This is a genomic window from Streptosporangium sp. NPDC020145 (assembly GCF_040631275.1).
In the GTDB taxonomy this organism is placed as follows: domain Bacteria; phylum Actinomycetota; class Actinomycetes; order Streptosporangiales; family Streptosporangiaceae; genus Streptosporangium.
On record NZ_JBEXZT010000001.1, the window covers coordinates 417,032 to 433,258 of the forward strand.

Sequence of the window (16,227 nt, forward strand, 5' to 3'; positions counted from 1 at the left end):
GAGGTCAGGCGAGCAGGTCGGCCAGGCGCAGGCCGTCCAGCTCCGGGGCGTCCCGTGACGGCAGCCGCAGTGCGACGGCCTCCTCAAGCGAGCGTTCCCCGCCGGGAACCACCCCGAGCCGCCTGACCTCGTCGATCTCCCCGGCGACCAGCGTGGCCACCCGCTTCCTGTCCAGCGGCGTCAGGTCGGGCGAACACCAGGCCCGCACCACGGCGTCGGAGCGCAGGTCCCGGAACGTCTGGGTCTCCCCGCGCCGGAGATACTCCTCCCCGGCGCGGTCGATCAGCTGGGCCAGCTCGGGGAAACGCCAGTCGTCCCGCTCGGCCCTGCACTCGATCCGCAGCACCAGGAAGTCGGCCCCGACGGGGGGCCTGCCGTCCACGAGCAGCCTGCCGTCCTCGATCGACAGCGTCCCCGGCGGCTCGGGAGAGTCGATCACCACCAGGTGCCCGGCGCGCACGGTCCTGACGCCGGAGCCGGAGACGCCGGGCACGGGCGCGACCATGGTCCAGTGCACGCCGAGAACCGGCTGTTCGCCCAGGTCGCCCAGGATTCTGTCGATTCCCTCGGACACCTTGGTCGCGATGGTCGCGGCGGCGGCCAGCGGCGGCGCCACCAGCCCGGCCAGCCCCCCGGCGATCTGTACGGCGGTGCCGAGCGGCCCCCTTCCCGAGACGCGGTACAGGCCCGCCTGCACCGTCACCGTGCCCCCGCCGTACGGCAGCAGCGGCGTGATCGGCTCGCCGAGCGTGACGCCGGGGGCCATCCAGGAGGACTGCCCGGCCATCGTGGTGAACGCCAGCGGCTCCCCGCCGAGGAAGGACAGCGAGACCCCGCCGTGCAGCGCCGGATACTGGTCGGCGGCCCAGCTGCGCCGGTCGGCGAGAAACCCCTCGGCGACGAACAGCCGGACGTATCCCTCGTACGGCGCCGGCGCCGCCGCGCCCTCCTCGGGGACGAATCCGACGGTGATGTGCTCCGAGGCGGCGTGGAACCAGGATTCGATCCGCTGCCACATGGTCATCCGGGGGTGTCCTCTCCTGTGAAGGTGGTCGGAAGGAAGAGCAGCACGTCGCAGACGGCCTCCCGTTCGCCGCCCGCCTTCCCGACGAGGGCCCGCAGGTCGCGCTGGAGCCGCAGCAGGTGCCGGGGAAGAAGCGAGGCTCCGTGCCCGGAGGCCCTCGACCGCACCAGGGACACGGCCTGGTCGGCGACGGTGTCGGGCAGCGGAGGGACGACGAGCACGGCGCGGGTGCCCATGGCGAGGAGTTCTCTCGCCATGGCGGCGAAACGGCCACGCTGCTCGGCGAGCGGCGCCGGGGGCCCGTCGACCGGGTCGGCCTGCAGGGCGACCAGGGTCCTCGTCCCGGCCTCCATCGACATCGGGCCGAGCAGTTCGGACCGTCTGCCCTGGAGGTCGCCGTTGAGGCGGATCCGCGGTCCCGCCGCCGTCGTCACGGCCGTGCCGACGACGTGCAGCAGGGAGAAGGACGTCCGGCGCACCACCTGCCCGTCCGCGTTCCGCTCAGGGACGGGCGGTTGCGCGGGCGGCGCGGCGGCGCCCCGGAAGACTTGGGCGTGGGGCGGAAGGCGTGACTCCCAAGGCTCGTCGTCGAGAGAGGAGGGAAGTTCGAGCCGGACGAGGGACCGGAGACGATCGGCGAAATAGGGGCGCTGGAACTTCCACATGGCGAACTCCCCGCGGTCGGGGGGCCCGCTCCAGGCCACGTCGGCCCAGTCCGGCCTCCGGTTCCGCAGGGACCGGCGGCCGACGACGCGGATCACCGCGCGACGGTGCCCGACGCCCATGACCGTGACGACGAGCATTCGGGGGATCAGCCGGTCCAGGAGACCGATCGTGCCCACCGGCACGCGTCGTTCCCAGCCGGAGGGCAGCACCAGGACGACCGCCGCGGTGAACGGGACCAGGGCGGACAGCAACCGCAGGACGGACGGCAGACGGTCCGCGACGGGAAGCAGCCCCGCCGCGAAGGCCAGCGCGAGCAGCGCCACGACGGCCACCCCTCGTACGGCGCCGCCGAACCCGCCGACGGCGAAGGCGGAGGAGGCCCCGGGGGACAGGGGAGCCGAGGCGGCGAGGTCCAGGGCCAGCTCCGGCAGGTCGGAGCCGGTGGCGGCGGGGTCCTCAAGCAGGCCGCGCAGGTAGGCGATCCGTTCCGGCCAGCCGGAGCCGGGCGGGAGGTCCACCTCCCCGAGGGGAAGCGCGTCCAGGACCGCGACGGGAGGACGTTCGCGCGGGTCGCCGACACGCACCCGGGCCAGCAACGCCAGGATCCGGGCCTGAAGCGCGCCACGCCGGTCGTACGCCCTGTCGAGCAGCGCCGCCGCCTCGTCGAGCATCGGCCCGGCCAGGTCAGGGGAGCGCAGGGCGAGCGTCTCGGCCTTCTCCAGCAGCCGTCTGCCCTCGCCTCCCGGTCCCGGGGGCGGCACCGGGGGACGAACGGCCGGGGTCTCAGGGTTCCCGGCGTACTCCTCGCGGGCGGCCAGCGTCAGCTCCCAGGGGATGCCGGGCTCGGCCGTGGACGGCGGGCCCCAGGGCCGGCCACCGGCCAGGGAACGCCTGTCCTGGCACTGCCACCAGCCGTACCAGCTGCCCGCCTCCTCGGGCGAGGCGGGCCGCGTCCCGGTCACCAGAGTGAGGGTCATCCAGGCCTCCGCGCGCACCAGGGGCGTCCCCGAGGCGGCGAGTGAGGCCAGTTCCGGACAGAGGGCGAGCGACCTGACGCGGCGGCAGGCCCGGATCAGGGCGAGCTGGCACTGCTCGACGGTGTCCGGGTCGTCCCCGGCGGCGACCGCCGCCTCGACGCGCCCGCGCAGCAGTTCCGCGGCCCTGGCGGGCTCACCGAGGGTCAGCCACGCCTCGGCCACCTCGGCCACCAGCGGCCGTACCCGGTGGTGCTGCCACACCGACGCGCGTCTGGCCGGGGAGTAGGCGTCCAGGACGGTCAGCGACTCCAGGACGTGCGGGTCGAGCGGCCGTCTCCCGTTGTGGACGCGCACCCGCCAGGAGAGCAGCCGTTCCACGTCGATGTCGTCGATCGGGGCAGAGAAGGCGTGCCACGGGGTCTGGAGGTCGTCGTGCTCCTCAAGCCCCGCCGTGACCAGCCGCCACACGAGCAGGCAGCGCGCGTCCAGACGCCGGGGGACGCGCCAGTCGGCCCAGGCGGGGGCGGGCGCGTCGCCGGGGGAGGCGGCCGCGACCAGCGCCAGGGACAGGGCGGTGGCGTTCCCCTCAGGGGCGTCCGGCAGGGGTCTTCGCACGGCGGGCAGGGCGGCGGCGAACGCGTGGGCCGCCAGCCGGCCGGCGGTCTCGCGATCACCGTGGTGCAGGGCGAGCAGGGCACGCTGGGCGGTGACCGCGGCGGCGATCCCCGTCCGCGCGGCGGCGTCCGGACGCCCCTCCTCGGCGCGGTCGAGGCCCTCGCCGATCCGCCGCAGGTCCGCGTCCCGCAGGACGGACCAGTCGCCGTGCCGCATCCAACCGTCGAGCGCGGCGACGAAGGAACCCTCGGGGGCCGCGCGCCGGGCGACCACGCCGGGCAGGACGTCGCCGAGCGGGACATCGGCCCCGGACGCGGCCAGGCCGAGAAGGGCGCGATCGGCGAGCACGACGGCCTGGGCCGGATCGGGATGCCCGGGCGCGTGCTCGGCGACCCGCCGCCACAGCTCGCCGGTGCCCCCGGTCCCGGTGTGCGTCCTGGCCGCCGCCTGGGTGGCGAGGATCGCGGCCAGGATCGACGGCCCCGGCTCCCCGGCCCGCGGCGCCTCCTCGGCGGCGGCACGCACCGTGACCTGCTCGGCCCACGGCCAGGCCTCCTGCGTCGCGGCCCTGTTCTCGACCCTTCGCCAGAAATCCGCCGCCTCCCCGGCGGGCAGCAGGCGGACGGCGGCCAGCACGGTCGCCGCCGAGACCTCGGACAGGACGGGGGCGGTGTCGGCGACGGCGGCGGCGTCCCGGCCGAGCAGGTCCCTCCTGAGCGGGAACCTGCCCGGGTCCGCGGCCGTCACGCGGCGCAGGCGGATCCTGACCTGCTCATCAAGCTCGACCACCCGGGGGCGGCCGTCCCGTCCCGTCTCGGTGACGCGTGCCCACTCCTGGGCGGCCAGGCCGTCGAAGACCGCGTCGGGGTCCAGGCCAAGGCGCAGCAGGGCCGGGCGGACCTGTGCCCGGTCGAACCTGCCCAGCTCGGCGGCGACCGCCAGCGCCCGGGTCACCCCCTGGTCGGCGAGACGGCCGATGATCCGGTGCTCGACGTACGGATCACCCTCGGCGTCGCGCAGCCGCAGAGGATCGAGCCCGGGTTCGCTCAGCGCCCACTCGGTGTAGGCGGCCAGGTCGAAGGGGTTGAAGACGTCCCCGTTCGCCGACCGGGTGAGCACGGCGGACCTGAGCGGCGGCGGCACCTCACGGGCCGCGAGGTAGTCGTCCGCCTCGGCGCGGGTGAAGCCGTGCGTCCTGACCACCCGCAGGTACGGCCTGGGCCGCAGCAGGGGCCCCGCGGACGTCCCGGTCTCCCCGGTCTCCCCGGTGGCGTCGTACGGCGTGGCGAGCCACCGGCGCCCGGCCAGCAGGACCCGGATCGAGGGCGCCCGTTCGCGCAGCCGTTCCAGCAGGCCGAAGGTCATGTCGATCGCCGGTGCGGGCGCCCCCGGCGGGTACAGCTTGGCCAGCTCCTCGCAGGTGTCCAGCACCAGCACCACCGGAACCGGAAGTTCCCCGACGAACCGGGCGAAGGCCCTCACCATGTGGTCGAGCATCGGGGCCGCCCTGCCGGACAGGCGCCTGCCGCGCGCCAGCTCCTCGTGCAGGCCGGTGACGGAGTCGACGAACCTGCGGTGGGCGTTCTCGGCGTCCCTTCCGATGCCGAACCCCAGCAGTTCCTCGCCGAGGGCGAGCAGGATCTCCCCGGGACGGTCCTGCGGATAGCGGGGGTCGAGGTGGTCGAAGTCGACCCTGGCCACCGGAACGGGCGCCGGCCCCCGGTCCCGGGCGTAACGGCCGGAGGCCAGGTGGCGCACGACCATCGTCTTGCCCGTCCCGCCCGCGCCCAGCAGGTGCAGCGCCCAGTACGGCGGGTCGTCGCCGAGCAGGTCGGCGAGGGCGGCCTCGATACCCGCGCGGGGCAGGTAGTGGCGCAGGAAACGGGCGTCCTCGGCCTCGCGGGCCGCGCGGTCGACCCGGCGCCGCGCCCGCCGCGCGGCGCCGGCGAGCGGCTCGCCGAGGACCTCACCGAGCATCCGGGCGGTCGCGACGAGCTGGGCGGCCTCGCTCACCGCGCCCGACTCGACGAGGCCGGAGACGTCCGCCATGAGCGTGGCGCCCGAGCGGTCCCCGCGGTAGACGGTCGCGGCGCGCCGCCAGTCGCCCAGCTCGGCGACGCGGTACGTCAGCTGGAGCAGCTCTCCGGTGACCTCGTCGAGCAGCCGCCCGTGCGCCTGGCGCAGGTGGGAGCCGAGTTCCGGCCGCCTGCTCGCGCGCACCCAGAACGCCTCCCGCCCGGTCGGCAGGGTCCGTGACTCGACCAGCCCCAGGTCGTCGAGGTCGTCGAGGAACCCGGACAGTTCCTCCTCGGGGGCCAGCGAGAGCCGTACGGCCAGCTCCGTGGTCCACTCGGGCAGCAGCGCGAGCCTGGCCAGCCGGGCCGGGTCGAAACGGCCGAACTGCTCGGCCCGCCACGCGGCGGCGTGCCGTTCCAGCTCGGCGCCCAGGTCGGCCGGGTTCACGGCTCGTACCTCAGGCCGTGGGTTCGGGCGTAGACGCTCCAGCCCTCGGTGTCGTCGTGGGTGAGGAACACCTTGTGCAGGGCCAGGAGCTGCGCCATCCGGTACAGCTCGGTCTTGATCAAACCGGGACGCCCTTCGAGGTGGAGCCTGAAGCTCTCCCTGAGCACCGCCGGATCACTGCCCGGCGCGGCGTAGTAGGTCAGGCGGAAGCGCTCCCTCGGGTGCCACGGCTGCAGCAGAACCCACTGGAAGCCGAGCGAGGCCTCCTCGTCGGACAGCGGTTCGAGGTCGTGGAAGGCGCACCACGGCATTCCGGCCTTCTCCTCGCGGAAGCTGCGCAACGGCGGGCACTCACCGAGGGCGGCGGTCGCGACCACGGGGACCGGCCTGGCGGCGGTGCCGAGACCGTCCGGGGTCAGCAGGTCGAGCAGCCCCTGCGAGGGCTCCGTCCAGCCCAGGGCCCCGACCCACAGGTGCAGCGCCTCCGCCAGGACGACCACGCGGGTGTGGGCGCCGAACGGCGGACCGAGCGTCTCCGCCGCACCGGCCAGGTCGGCCAGGTCGGCGGCGAGCAGCGTGTCGACCGCGCTGGGCACGAGCGGCGCCGCCGCCGTGGCGAACCGGGCGACCGCCGACTTCACCCGCTGCCGTGCCACCGCCTCGTCCTCGTCCGCGTCAGGACCGTGCCGTCCTCCGCTCCGCGGCGGTCCGGACCACAGGGACCGCAGCCGTGGCACCGGGAGCGAGAGACGCTCGCCCGTCCGCACGACCTGCGCGAGGACCTCCCCGACGACCTGGCGCAGGCTGTGCGGCGCGGACTGGACGTCGTTGAACGGCGCCAGCAGCAGGGGAAGGTGACCCGCCTGCAGCAGCCGGAACCCGATCTCCCTGAGCAGCCGGGTGCCGCCCATGCCGCCGAAGGCGCCGCCGCTGGTGACGCCGAGGAAGGTCCGCTCGCTTCCCGGCGCGATCAGCCCGTCGAGGGTGTCGAAGATGGGTCCCCTGCCGACGTAGGCGGGTCCTTCGAGGAGTTCGAGCCTTCCCGCCATGCTCCTGGTGCGGTTGACCTCCCCGGGATCGACGGCCCTGAAGTCCGCGGGCAGCGTCTCGGCGAGGAACAGGGTCGGCATCGCCCAGTCGAGACGGTCGTCGGGGTTCGGCTCGCCGAGAAGGGCGGCCCTGCGCCCGTGCGCGGCGGCCTCGGCGACCGCGTCCCCGTGCAGAAGCGCCTGGACGAACCGCCGGGAGAACAACCGGCACGCGTACTCGGTCACCTCCCCGGCGACGGCGACCACGATGGGTACCCCGCCGCGCACCAGGGTCTCCACCAGCCCCGAGGTGCGGTCGAGGCCGCCGTGCGCGCCGCTGTGGCAGACGCTGAGGACGACGGCCAGCGGCGGGGGAGCGTCTCCCGAGACCAGCACCGAGGCAAGGCCGCCGCCCCTGGTCCACTCACCCGCCAGCTCGACCCAGGTCTCCCCGTCCACCGGGTCGGGCCTGCCGTGGGCGACCAGGTGCACCAGGTCGGGCCGGAGGGACGCGCAGCGCCGCCGCAGCCGGTCCGCGGTCGTCTCCTCGGAGATCCTGGTCATCGCGAGCCCCTGCGACTCGCACTCCCTGACCAGGCCGAGGAACATCGCTCCCGGGCGGATCACCGGGTCGGTCAGCTTCGCGCCGGAGGCGAACAGGATCCTGGGCGTTCCCCGCACGGTGCGGTGCCCGCCGGGCCCCGGGGCGGGGATGAGCCGGGTGACGGCCACGAGCAGGCGGGGGTGGGCGGCCAGCGGGCCGTCCTCGGTGTACATCGCCTCCCAGATCAGGGGTTGCAGTTCCATCGGCAGCCGCAACGCCAGCTCGATCCCCCGGCCGTTCCCGGTCAGGCCGGTGACCGCCCGCCAGACGGGACGCAGCAGGGCCTCGAACAGCGCGGTGCCGTACGAGCGGGCGTCGGGGCAGGCGGCGGCCCTGGCCGTCAGCGACGGCCCGGCCCCGCGTTCCAGCGGATAGGAGAAGGCCCCGTCGTCGCAGGGCAACGGCCTGCCCTCGTGCAGGACCGTCACCGTGTTCTCCGGACCGGTCACGCTGACGAGCAGCCGGGCGCTCATCGCGTGCTCCCGAGCAGTCGTCCCGTCAGTTCCTCGGCCAGCCGGGCGACCGGCGGCCCGGCGGGGGAGACGCCGAGCCTGCCCGGCGGGCCGCACCGGGGCAGGTGTCGCAGCAGGTTGGCGTGGAGCGCGGACGGAGCGGCCGGGCCCGCGTCAACGACCGTCGCCGCCGCCGCGAGGAGCAGCCGCGCCGAGTACGGCTCCGCCAGGCGGGGCAGGAACGGATCGGATCCGGCCAGCGAGCGCGCCTGCGCCCGCACCGTGCCCCGTTCGGCGAACCACCCGGGGGACAGGCCGCTGAGCTCGACGAGCGTACGGCCACCGGCCCGCAGGCCGAGCAGCGCTCCGGCGGCCCCGGCCAGCCCGGGGGCTCCCGCGCCGCCGAGGCCCGCCTGCCTGGCGACCTCGGCCATCAGCGCCAGCCGTACCGGGAGAGGCGGGTAGCCGCAGTGGGCCCGTGTCAGGGACTCGGGAGGGCCGTGGCCCAGTTCCTCGACGATCCACGCGGCGGCGGGGCCGAGCATCAGGACCGAGTAGGCGTCGGCGAAGGACTCCAGCGCCCAGCGGCGCCACCTCTCGTCACCCGTCGCCTCGGCGAGGGCGTCCCTGCTGGCGTTCTCAAGCCCGGGGTCCAGGTCCTTGTGCACGTGGTGGCCGACCTCGTGGGCGGCCAGCGTCAGCCACCACGCCTGGACGGCCGTCCACTCGGGCAGGCAGACCACCGGGACGGGCAGCCGTCCGACGAACTCGGCGACCAGGGAGTCGGCGGGCAGGCGCAGGTCGGGCGGCACGGAGACGCGCGGAGTCGCGAAGGCGTCGAAACGCGGCTCGACGTAGGCGAGCGGCCCGGTCGGCGGCTCACGCCCGAGATCCTCGAACGGCTGCCGCCAGCAGCTGAGCACGACCTCGTCGGCGCAGGCCAGGATCCCGGCCAGGACGGGGTCGCGGCGCTGGTCGTACTTGGCGGCGTACCAGTCGAACAGGCGCCGGATCGTGAACACGGCCCCGTCGAGCTCGCCGCAGCGCCGGTAGGCCTCCCCCGAGGCCGCGCGGGGGTCGATCGCCTCGATCTCACGGACGACGGCGCCGAGCATCCGCGACAGGACCCCGTCGAGCACGTCGAGGTGGCCGGTGAAACGGTGGAGCCGCCGGTCGTCGTGGCCGCGCCGCATCCAGCCGCCGATCTCGTGGCCGAGGCGCAGGGCCGTGGTCGCAGACCGGTCCAGCCTGGCCCGGACCCGCTCGGGATGCACAGCAGCAAAATATGCCGGGGGAACGCGTTCCCGGGGCCGGATGGAAATTCGTGACCGGGTCGTTGCGGGTGCCCTCGCCCGCCCGTTCTCACCCGCCGGGAAAAACCCATTTTGTGCCGTTATTTCGGCTTTTGGGTGCGTAAATGGCCTTACTTACGGGCTCTGGAGAAAGGGAACGGACCCGCGTCCTGGTGAGACGCGGGTCCGTCCGAAGAAACGACCAGAGGGGTCAGATCTTCTGCCAGAGGCTCGGCACGTTCGCCGGCTCCCAGCCGGGCAGGGCGGTGTGGCCCTGCAGGCAGCGGTAGGTGGAGCCGCCGTAGGTGACCTGGTCACCCGCGCGGTAGGCGGTGCCCGCGGCCCAGGTGCCGCCGGGGTTGGAGGTCGGGGTCACCGTCGGCGTCACCGTGGGGGTAACGGTGGGCGTGGCGGTGGGGGTGGGGTCGGGGTTACCGCCGCCCACCTGTACGTCGACACACGCGTAGAAGGCGTTGCCCGTGTCGGCGATGTTCCAGATGGCGAGGACCTTCTGGCGTCCGGTCCTGCCACCCAGGCTGACGCTGTGGGAGACGGTCGAGCCCGGCTGCCTGCCGCCGTCGTTGAACGAGGCGATCTTGGAGCCGCCGATGAAGTACTCCCACGTGCTGGTGGCGTGACGCGCGGTCAGCGTCCAGGTGAAGTTCACCGTGTTGCCGACGCTGGTGACCGGCCACGCCCTGCTGTCGTCGTCGAGCTCGGTGAAGCGGGAGCCGCCGCTGCACTGCCTCGAGCCCTTGGGGGCCTCGACGCTCTGCGGCTCGTACTTGACCTGCCCGCAGGAGATCTTGCCCTGGGCGCAGAACGCCTGACGGCTCGGCGGGGAGGAGATGTAACCGTGTGCCTCGGCAGGAGTCGCCATGAAGACGGTGGTCACCATGGCCAGTATCGAGGCCGATGCGAGGGTTGTCGTTCTCCGCATGTGGTGCTCCTTTGCTGGGGGGTGACTCCGAATATAAAGGAAAGTTTCCTAACAGTAAATCCTCGTGTGGGGTGAGGCCCGGGACGAGGCCGTGACGGGGAGCCGTCACGCGGGGGGTGCTCGCCCCGGGCCGGGGGAGTGTCACGAGGACAGGAGTCCCGCCTGGGAGAAGCCTCCGCCTTTCTCGCGTATGTGCAAGGGGTGTTGAACGCTCGTTGAGTGCCGGTTAAGGGATCGTTAAGGGAATCGGGGAACGTTTCGGGGATCACCGGGAAACCCCTGGGTGGCGCCGGTCGCTCCCGCCGTCCGGTGTGCCCCGGGCGCGAGCCGTACGGTCCGGTGAAGTCAGGCATCCATGGCCATCTCGGGATCTTCCCTGTCAAAGGGTTGTCAGAGATGGCTCTGCGGGCGTAAGAATCCCGTTTGGATCACTTTTTCCGATCGATGGCCGCCATAGCGTGCTTCTCGCGCGGCCACCGCGCCTCGCTACCTGAAGGAGAAGGAGTCCATGGAGATCTCGCGCCGGAACGACCCCCCGCTGCTGGTGCCCGTACGCGCTGGCCGGGGGAGCCTGGCCCTGCGCCTGTTCCGGACGGCGACCGGGGAGAGGACGGCGGTCGCGTTCACCTCGCGGGACCGGCTCGTCCGGGCACTCGGCGACGGCCACGCCTGGATGTGGCTCACCGAGCGCGCGTTGCGGAGGATGCTGGAGGACCTCGGCGTCAGCGGCATCGTGATCGACCCTGCGGGAACCGAGGGAGACCCCAGCCTGCAGGCGGCGTGAGACGGGCCCCGCCCGGAGGTTCCGGGCGTTCCCCCGTCGCTCTCCGCCGGGCCGACACGGGAACAACGGGGAGGGCGGCCGAACGGCCGCCCTCCCTCACGGATCGGACCGCCGGGTCCCGGAGACGTCAGGGCCTCGTCCGCCCGGATCCCGCGGAGGCGAACGGGGACGCGGAAAGAGCGCACGGGCGGGCCGCTCCCACGGCACAGGCCGGCCTCTTCCGCCGCGCGGGGGTGAGGTGAGCCCTACCCCAGGCGTTCCGGCGTGTGGCCGGGGAAGGACCACCCACATCGGCTGTACGGCGCGAGGGAGGGTCCAAGGAGGGGCGGATGCCGGAGAAGAGACTCACCAGAGCACGCTGGACGCACGTCGCCCTGCCCAGCGGCGATCTGGACGAGGCGATCGAGTTCTACACCACGATGACCCCGCTGGTCGTCGTCTCCCGGCACGAGGACGACCAGGGACGCAACGCCTGGTTGTCCAACGAGGGGCAGGTCGAGACGCCCTTCGTGCTCGTGCTGGTGGAGTTCGCCGCCGACCGGGGCAGGCGGCAGCCACAGTTGTTCCCGTTCGCGCACCTCGGCATGGAGGTGCCCGAACGTGAGGACGTCGACCGCGCGGCGACCGAGGGGAGAAGGCGGGGCTGCCTGCACTGGGAGCCCATGGACCTGCCCCCGCCGGTCGGTTACGTCTGCGCGTTGCGCGACCCGGACGGCAACGTCGTGGAGATCTCCCACGACCAGCGCGTCTTCGAGGAGGTCCGCACCGTCTGGGGGGACTGACCCTCTCCGCCGGTGTCACCGGTCTGGCATGGTGGCACCGGACAACCCGGGCGAATCAGCGGGAACGCCGGAGCCCGGCGGGGGAGAAGGGGAGCCATGACAGGCGGCGTGGAGGAGACGACGGCTCAGGAGGGGGTCCACGGAACGGCCCGGGGGAGGGGCCGGGCGGAGATCGTGACGACGGTGGTCGCGGTGACCGCCGTCGTCGCGCTGTCCCTGAACCTGCGCCCCGCCCTGGCCGGGTTCTCCCCGCTCGCCGGGGAGGCCGGGACCGAGCTGGGGCTGGGCGCGGGCGCGATCTCCCTGGTGACCACGCTGCCGCTGGTGTGCTTCGGGGTCTTCGCCCTGTTCGCCCCCGCGCTCAGCCGAAGGTTCGGCGCCGAGCGGGCGCTCATGGCGACGATGCCCCTGCTCGCGGCGGGCATCCTGCTGCGCGGCGCGGGCGCGACCACGGCCCTTCTCCTCGGGACCGTCCTGGTCGGGATCGCCATCGCCATCGGCAACGTGCTGCTTCCCGGCGTGGTCAAGAGGCGCTTCCCCACGGCGACCGGGGCGATGACCGGCCTGTACGCCTCCGCGATCGGCGGCGGCGCGATGCTCGCCGCCGCCCTGGCCAAACCGCTGGACGACCTGACACACGGCTGGCGCCCGGCCCTGGCGGTGTGGGCGCTGCCCGCCCTGGCCGCCGCGGTGCCCCTGGCGCTTCTGGCCCGCGCCACCCCGCGCGGCGCCGTGACCGTACCGGGCTCCCAGGCCACGCAGAAGGCGGACGTCGGTCGGCGGCCGGTGCGGCGGCTGACCACGGCGGCGCTGGCGGTCTTCTTCGGGCTGCAGTCGGTCGTCTTCTACGTCGTGCTCGCCTGGCTGCCCCGCGTCCTCACCGAGGCGGGGACCGCCCCGGCCGACGCGGGGTTGCCGCTGTCGTTCGTCCAGCTCGTCAGCCTGCCCACGGGCCTGACGGTGTCGATCCTGGCGCGTACCTCCCGGAGCCAGGCGTGGTACGCCGCGGCCTGCGGGGTCGCGGGCGCCGCCGGGTTCACGGGGCTGCTGGTCGCGCCGGGGGCGGCGCCGTACGCGTGGGCGCTCCTGCTGGGGCTCAGCGTCGCCTCGTTCCCGCTGGCCCTGGCCATGATCACAGCCAAGGCGGGCGGGCCCTCGCACGCCGACCGGCTGTCGAGTGTGGTGCAGGGCTGCGGTTATCTCATGGCCGCCGCCGGTCCGCTGGCCGCGGGACTGCTGCGGGACGCGACCGGCACGTGGACGGCGTCGCTGGCCTTCCTGCTCGTCATGGCCGTTCTCCTGGCGCCCGTCGGCTGGTTCGCCGCCAGGCTCTGACCCGCCGCCGGGCCGGCGTTCCTGCGTCCAGCGGGCGGTGAACACACGACCGTCATCGTGGCCGCGTGTTCAGGCCTCCGCTGGAATTCCCGCGGAGGCCGTTTCACGGAAGACACGCTCTAATCGAATGACAAAAGGTTATGGTCACGGCCCCCTCCGGGCCCGGAGAACACTCCCTTCCTCTCACACGCGCGCATTATCATGCGGCAATGACAGACATGAGAAACGGCGTCTGCGCGGTCTGCGGAGGCGAGGAGATCTACACCGCGTCGACCCGTCTGGAGACTCCGACCGCTCTGTTCGGGATGCTCCACACCGAGAAGGTGGATCTCTATGCCTGTGTCTCCTGCGGATTCCTCCAGACCTTCCTCGACCGTACGGACGACCAGGCCCGGTGGATGCGCAACTCCTGGAAACGGGTCTGAGGTCAGGAGCAGTTCAGGCCGGGGTCGTTCCTGGGGCCGCACGGGCCGTGGTTGCCTCCGCCGTCGGTCACCTCGCCCGCCCGTCCCCAGATGACGAATCCGCCGTTGTCCGTGCCGTCGTTGCGGGCCAGTTCGACCGGCGCCTGTTCGGTGCCGGAGACGTGGACACCGTCCTTGATGGGGTCGCCGTCCCTGTCGACGGCGCCGAGCGGTGCCAGGCCGTTGTGCACGAAGGTGTTCCCGCTGACCGGGTAGGGGGTGACCCCGGTGAAGCGGATGGGGTCGATGAGGATTCCGGCCACCCGGTTGCCCTCGAACTTGTTGCCGCTCACCGACACGTTGGAGAAGCTGACCCAGAAGGTCATGCCGTAGCGGTTGGCCTTGAAGACGTTGTTCTCGACCCTGTTCGGGGCGCCGGTCGAGTGCTCGGCACGGAAGCCGACCTGGGCGTTGGTGAAGACGTTGTCGGTGTAGACGTTGTCGTTGCTCCGCTCGGTCAGGTTCACCGGGAAGCCGTCGAAGAGGTTGCCGCTGAAGACGTTGGAGCCGCTCTCGGCGAGTTCAAGGTAGCCGTTGCTCAGCACGCTGCCCTTGACCGTCCACCCGTGCCCGTTCGTCCCCTGGAGCCGTCCGTGCACGGTGCACCGGTCGATCGTCAGGACGGAGGAGCCGGTCACGTCGATCCCCTCGGCCAGGCAGGCGGAACGCGGGCCGACCAGGGTCAGGGAGGCGGCCTGGTCCGCGCTCAGCGCGTTGCCTGCGAACCTCACCCGGGAGAAGACGGCCGCGCCGCCGACGACCTCGGCCCCCAGGCGGAACCCGCTGATCACGCCGTCGTGTACGGCGACGCCCTTCCTGTCGCCGACGGCGACACCCCTGCCGGTACCGTCTCCGGCGATGCTGTGGCCCGCGAGGTCGACGGTCACGCCGTCCGCGCCGATCGTCAGCCCGTCACCGGCGCAGTTCAGGTCCCGGGTGAGGGTCACGTCCGAGGTCAGTACGGCGCCGCAGCCGACCTCCTCGTCGGCCGCGGCCGAAGGCGAGGGCACGGCCAGCGCGGCCGTCAGGGCCAGGGTGAAGGCGGCCGTTTTTAAAACGTGCCTTTTCCCCGGTTCTTTTCCATAATTCACGGTGGTCTCTTCTCTGTTTTGGGCGGATCGTCCGGGCGTTTTGGCCGGGCCGATGCGAATTCCTTGACCGAAGAACGCGCAAGGCCAAAGACTGCATGATCCGCGCTGATTCGAGAAGTCAGAAAACCTGTGCCGCCAATGCCGTCGTTAAAGCTTTTCCGCTACTGGATCGGAAACGCCGGACGCCTTCTCCCGGCGGGCGGCGCGGTAGTGGTAGGCGCACACCTCCTCGAAGCCCGCCCTTCCGTACAGTCGCAGGGCCGGGGCGTTGCCCGGCTCGACCTGTAGGTACATGCGGGCCGTTCCGCGTTCTGCGGCCCAGCGGGCCAGCGCGGCGAGTACCCCGCGGGCCGCGCCCCTTCCCCTGGCCCCGGGGAGGGTGGCCATCCCGAACACCCCGGTCCAGCCGGTGTCGGCGACAGCCCTGCCGACCGCGACGACCCCGCCGCCGGCCACCGCGCAGGCGTAGGCGCACGGCAGGTCCAGACGGGTGAGCATGTCCCACTCGGCACGGGAACCGCCCCGGCCGTTCACGGCCTGCCAGGTTCGGAACCACTCCGCTGTCGGGCGCTCGTCCAGCCGTATCCGAAGCGGGGCGTCCCCGAGGCGCTCCAGCACCCGTGTGGTGGGCGCGGCCTGTAACGACACCGCGTTCACCCTGAGGTAGCCGCGCTCAGCCAGGAGGGGGTCGAGGTCTCCGGGACACGCCGGGCTGATCTGGAAGCGCGATCTCGTACGGTGACCGGCGTAGAACGCCTCCGCCTCGACGATTCCCCGTGCGAGGTCACCGGGACCGGGGTCGCCGTGGGGCAGCACCGTTCCCGCCCACCAGGAGGGGCCACGGGTGTGGCGCAGCGACCACTCTCCGAGGGGTCTGACGTGCTCGACGGGCAGGGCGCGGGCCGCTCTCTCCTGCAGCTCCCTCACCGGCCTCTCACCGTCCACGGCGACGCACCTCCTCGCCGCGACACCTTAGCCGGGACCGTCCTGGTGATCAGTCGTTCGCGTCTCTCAGCAGGGTCAGGTTGTGTTCGACCTCCTGCCGCATGATCTCGCTCGCCCGTCCGGCCTCGCCTCGCCGTACGGCGTCGACCAGGGCGGTGTGGCTGTCGGCGCCGGGGTCGGGGCGGTCGTGGCGCAGGGGGAGCAGCCTGACCAGGTCGACCAGGCCGTCGCGCAGCGCGGGCTCGAAGGCGGAGAACAGCTCGGTCAGCACCGGGTTGTGCGCGGCGGCCACGACCGCGGCGTGCAGTGCGACGTCGGCGGCGACGAACTCCTCGTCGCCGCCGAGGGCCGCGGCGTGCCGGGCGGCCAGCGCGTGGTCCAGGGCGGTGAGGTCGTCGTCGTCCCTGCGCAGCGCGGCCAGCCCCGCCGCCTCGACCTCCAGCAGCGCGCGGACCTCGAAGAGGTGGACGGCCGAGGCGCGGCGCAGTGTGGTCCGCAGATCCTCGACCGGCCGGACGGCGACGACGAACACCCCGGACCCCTGCCGGGTCTGCAGCATCCCGGCCCCGGCCAGCGCGCGGATGGCCTCACGCACGGTCGAGCGGCCGACGCCGAGCTGTTTGGCCAGCTCGTTCTCTCCGGGGAGTCTGGTGCCGACCGGCCAGCGCCCCGAGGCGACCTGTTCGCGCAGCGTCCGCGCCGCCTGGTCGGCCAGCGGGCTGCGGGTCAGGGGATTCAGTGTCACCTGTCCAAACCTCTCAGGTT

General features: G+C 73.2%; 12 protein-coding genes. 4 read left to right on the top strand and 8 right to left on the bottom strand.

Going from position 1 to position 16,227, the window contains the following annotated elements; genetic code table 11:
* Positions 1–4: 4 nt before the first annotated feature.
* The 5 genes from ABZ463_RS01740 to ABZ463_RS01760 form a co-directional block, all read right to left on the bottom strand.
* Positions 5–1,024 carry a hypothetical protein gene (locus ABZ463_RS01740; protein ID WP_362771963.1) on the bottom strand — a complete coding sequence of 340 codons (1,020 nt, stop codon included), beginning with the start codon at positions 1,022–1,024 and terminating at the stop codon, positions 5–7.
* Complete coding sequence (locus ABZ463_RS01745) at positions 1,021–5,745, bottom strand: hypothetical protein (protein WP_362771965.1); 4,725 nt, start codon at positions 5,743–5,745, stop codon at positions 1,021–1,023. The genes ABZ463_RS01740 and ABZ463_RS01745 overlap by 4 nt, the downstream gene beginning before the upstream one ends.
* Complete coding sequence (locus ABZ463_RS01750; RefSeq protein WP_362771967.1) at positions 5,742–7,850, bottom strand: CHAT domain-containing protein; 2,109 nt, start codon at positions 7,848–7,850, stop codon at positions 5,742–5,744. Before ABZ463_RS01750 ends, ABZ463_RS01745 begins: the two co-directional genes overlap by 4 nt.
* On the bottom strand, positions 7,847–9,103 hold the full coding sequence (locus ABZ463_RS01755) for a hypothetical protein (protein ID WP_362771969.1): 1,257 nt from the start codon (positions 9,101–9,103) through the stop codon (positions 7,847–7,849). Before ABZ463_RS01755 ends, ABZ463_RS01750 begins: the two co-directional genes overlap by 4 nt.
* Before the next feature lie 229 nt (positions 9,104–9,332).
* Positions 9,333–10,061 (bottom strand): lytic polysaccharide monooxygenase, encoded by a 729-nt coding sequence (locus ABZ463_RS01760; protein ID WP_352015762.1) that lies wholly within the window; start codon positions 10,059–10,061, stop codon positions 9,333–9,335.
* A 508-nt stretch (positions 10,062–10,569) separates the two neighbouring features.
* On the opposite strand from ABZ463_RS01760, the gene ABZ463_RS01765 reads away from it, so the two are divergent.
* The 4 genes from ABZ463_RS01765 to ABZ463_RS01780 all read left to right on the top strand — a co-directional run bounded on the left by ABZ463_RS01765 (position 10,570) and on the right by ABZ463_RS01780 (position 13,387).
* Positions 10,570–10,845, top strand: coding sequence for an SAV_915 family protein (locus tag ABZ463_RS01765; RefSeq protein ID WP_352015761.1), 276 nt, complete (start codon positions 10,570–10,572; stop codon positions 10,843–10,845).
* Positions 10,846–11,174: 329 nt separating this feature from the next.
* Complete coding sequence (locus ABZ463_RS01770) at positions 11,175–11,627, top strand: VOC family protein (protein WP_352015760.1); 453 nt, start codon at positions 11,175–11,177, stop codon at positions 11,625–11,627.
* A 96-nt stretch (positions 11,628–11,723) separates the two neighbouring features.
* Positions 11,724–12,962 carry an MFS transporter gene (locus tag ABZ463_RS01775; RefSeq protein WP_362771972.1) on the top strand — a complete coding sequence of 413 codons (1,239 nt, stop codon included), beginning with the start codon at positions 11,724–11,726 and terminating at the stop codon, positions 12,960–12,962.
* A 209-nt stretch (positions 12,963–13,171) separates the two neighbouring features.
* The gene (locus ABZ463_RS01780; RefSeq protein ID WP_352015758.1) at positions 13,172–13,387 is read left to right on the top strand and encodes a hypothetical protein; all 216 of its coding nucleotides are present in this window, start codon (positions 13,172–13,174) and stop codon (positions 13,385–13,387) included.
* 2 nt (positions 13,388–13,389) lie between these two features.
* Here ABZ463_RS01780 and ABZ463_RS01785 read toward each other — a convergent pair whose 3' ends face one another.
* From ABZ463_RS01785 to ABZ463_RS01795, 3 genes are all read right to left on the bottom strand, one after another.
* Positions 13,390–14,517, bottom strand: a complete 1,128-nt coding sequence (locus ABZ463_RS01785; RefSeq protein ID WP_352015757.1) for a right-handed parallel beta-helix repeat-containing protein — start codon at positions 14,515–14,517, stop codon at positions 13,390–13,392.
* A 147-nt stretch (positions 14,518–14,664) separates the two neighbouring features.
* A complete protein-coding gene (locus ABZ463_RS01790) occupies positions 14,665–15,462 on the bottom strand; it encodes a GNAT family N-acetyltransferase (RefSeq protein ID WP_362771974.1) in 798 nt (265 codons plus the stop codon).
* 49 nt (positions 15,463–15,511) lie between these two features.
* Positions 15,512–16,207 (bottom strand): FCD domain-containing protein, encoded by a 696-nt coding sequence (locus ABZ463_RS01795; protein WP_352015755.1) that lies wholly within the window; start codon positions 16,205–16,207, stop codon positions 15,512–15,514.
* Between the last annotated feature and the right edge of the window lie 20 nt (positions 16,208–16,227).

What these genes read in the sequence shown, in the direction of transcription:
- ABZ463_RS01750 (WP_362771967.1), bottom strand. Translation starts at nt 7,850, where the DNA reads ATGAGCGCCCGGCTGCTCGTCAGCGTGACCGGTCCGGAGAACACGGTG.
- ABZ463_RS01760 (WP_352015762.1), bottom strand. Translation starts at nt 10,061, where the DNA reads ATGCGGAGAACGACAACCCTCGCATCGGCCTCGATACTGGCCATGGTG.
- ABZ463_RS01740 (WP_362771963.1), bottom strand. Translation starts at nt 1,024, where the DNA reads ATGACCATGTGGCAGCGGATCGAATCCTGGTTCCACGCCGCCTCGGAG.
- ABZ463_RS01765 (WP_352015761.1), top strand. Translation starts at nt 10,570, where the DNA reads ATGGAGATCTCGCGCCGGAACGACCCCCCGCTGCTGGTGCCCGTACGC.
- ABZ463_RS01770 (WP_352015760.1), top strand. Translation starts at nt 11,175, where the DNA reads ATGCCGGAGAAGAGACTCACCAGAGCACGCTGGACGCACGTCGCCCTG.
- ABZ463_RS01780 (WP_352015758.1), top strand. Translation starts at nt 13,172, where the DNA reads ATGACAGACATGAGAAACGGCGTCTGCGCGGTCTGCGGAGGCGAGGAG.
- ABZ463_RS01775 (WP_362771972.1), top strand. Translation starts at nt 11,724, where the DNA reads ATGACAGGCGGCGTGGAGGAGACGACGGCTCAGGAGGGGGTCCACGGA.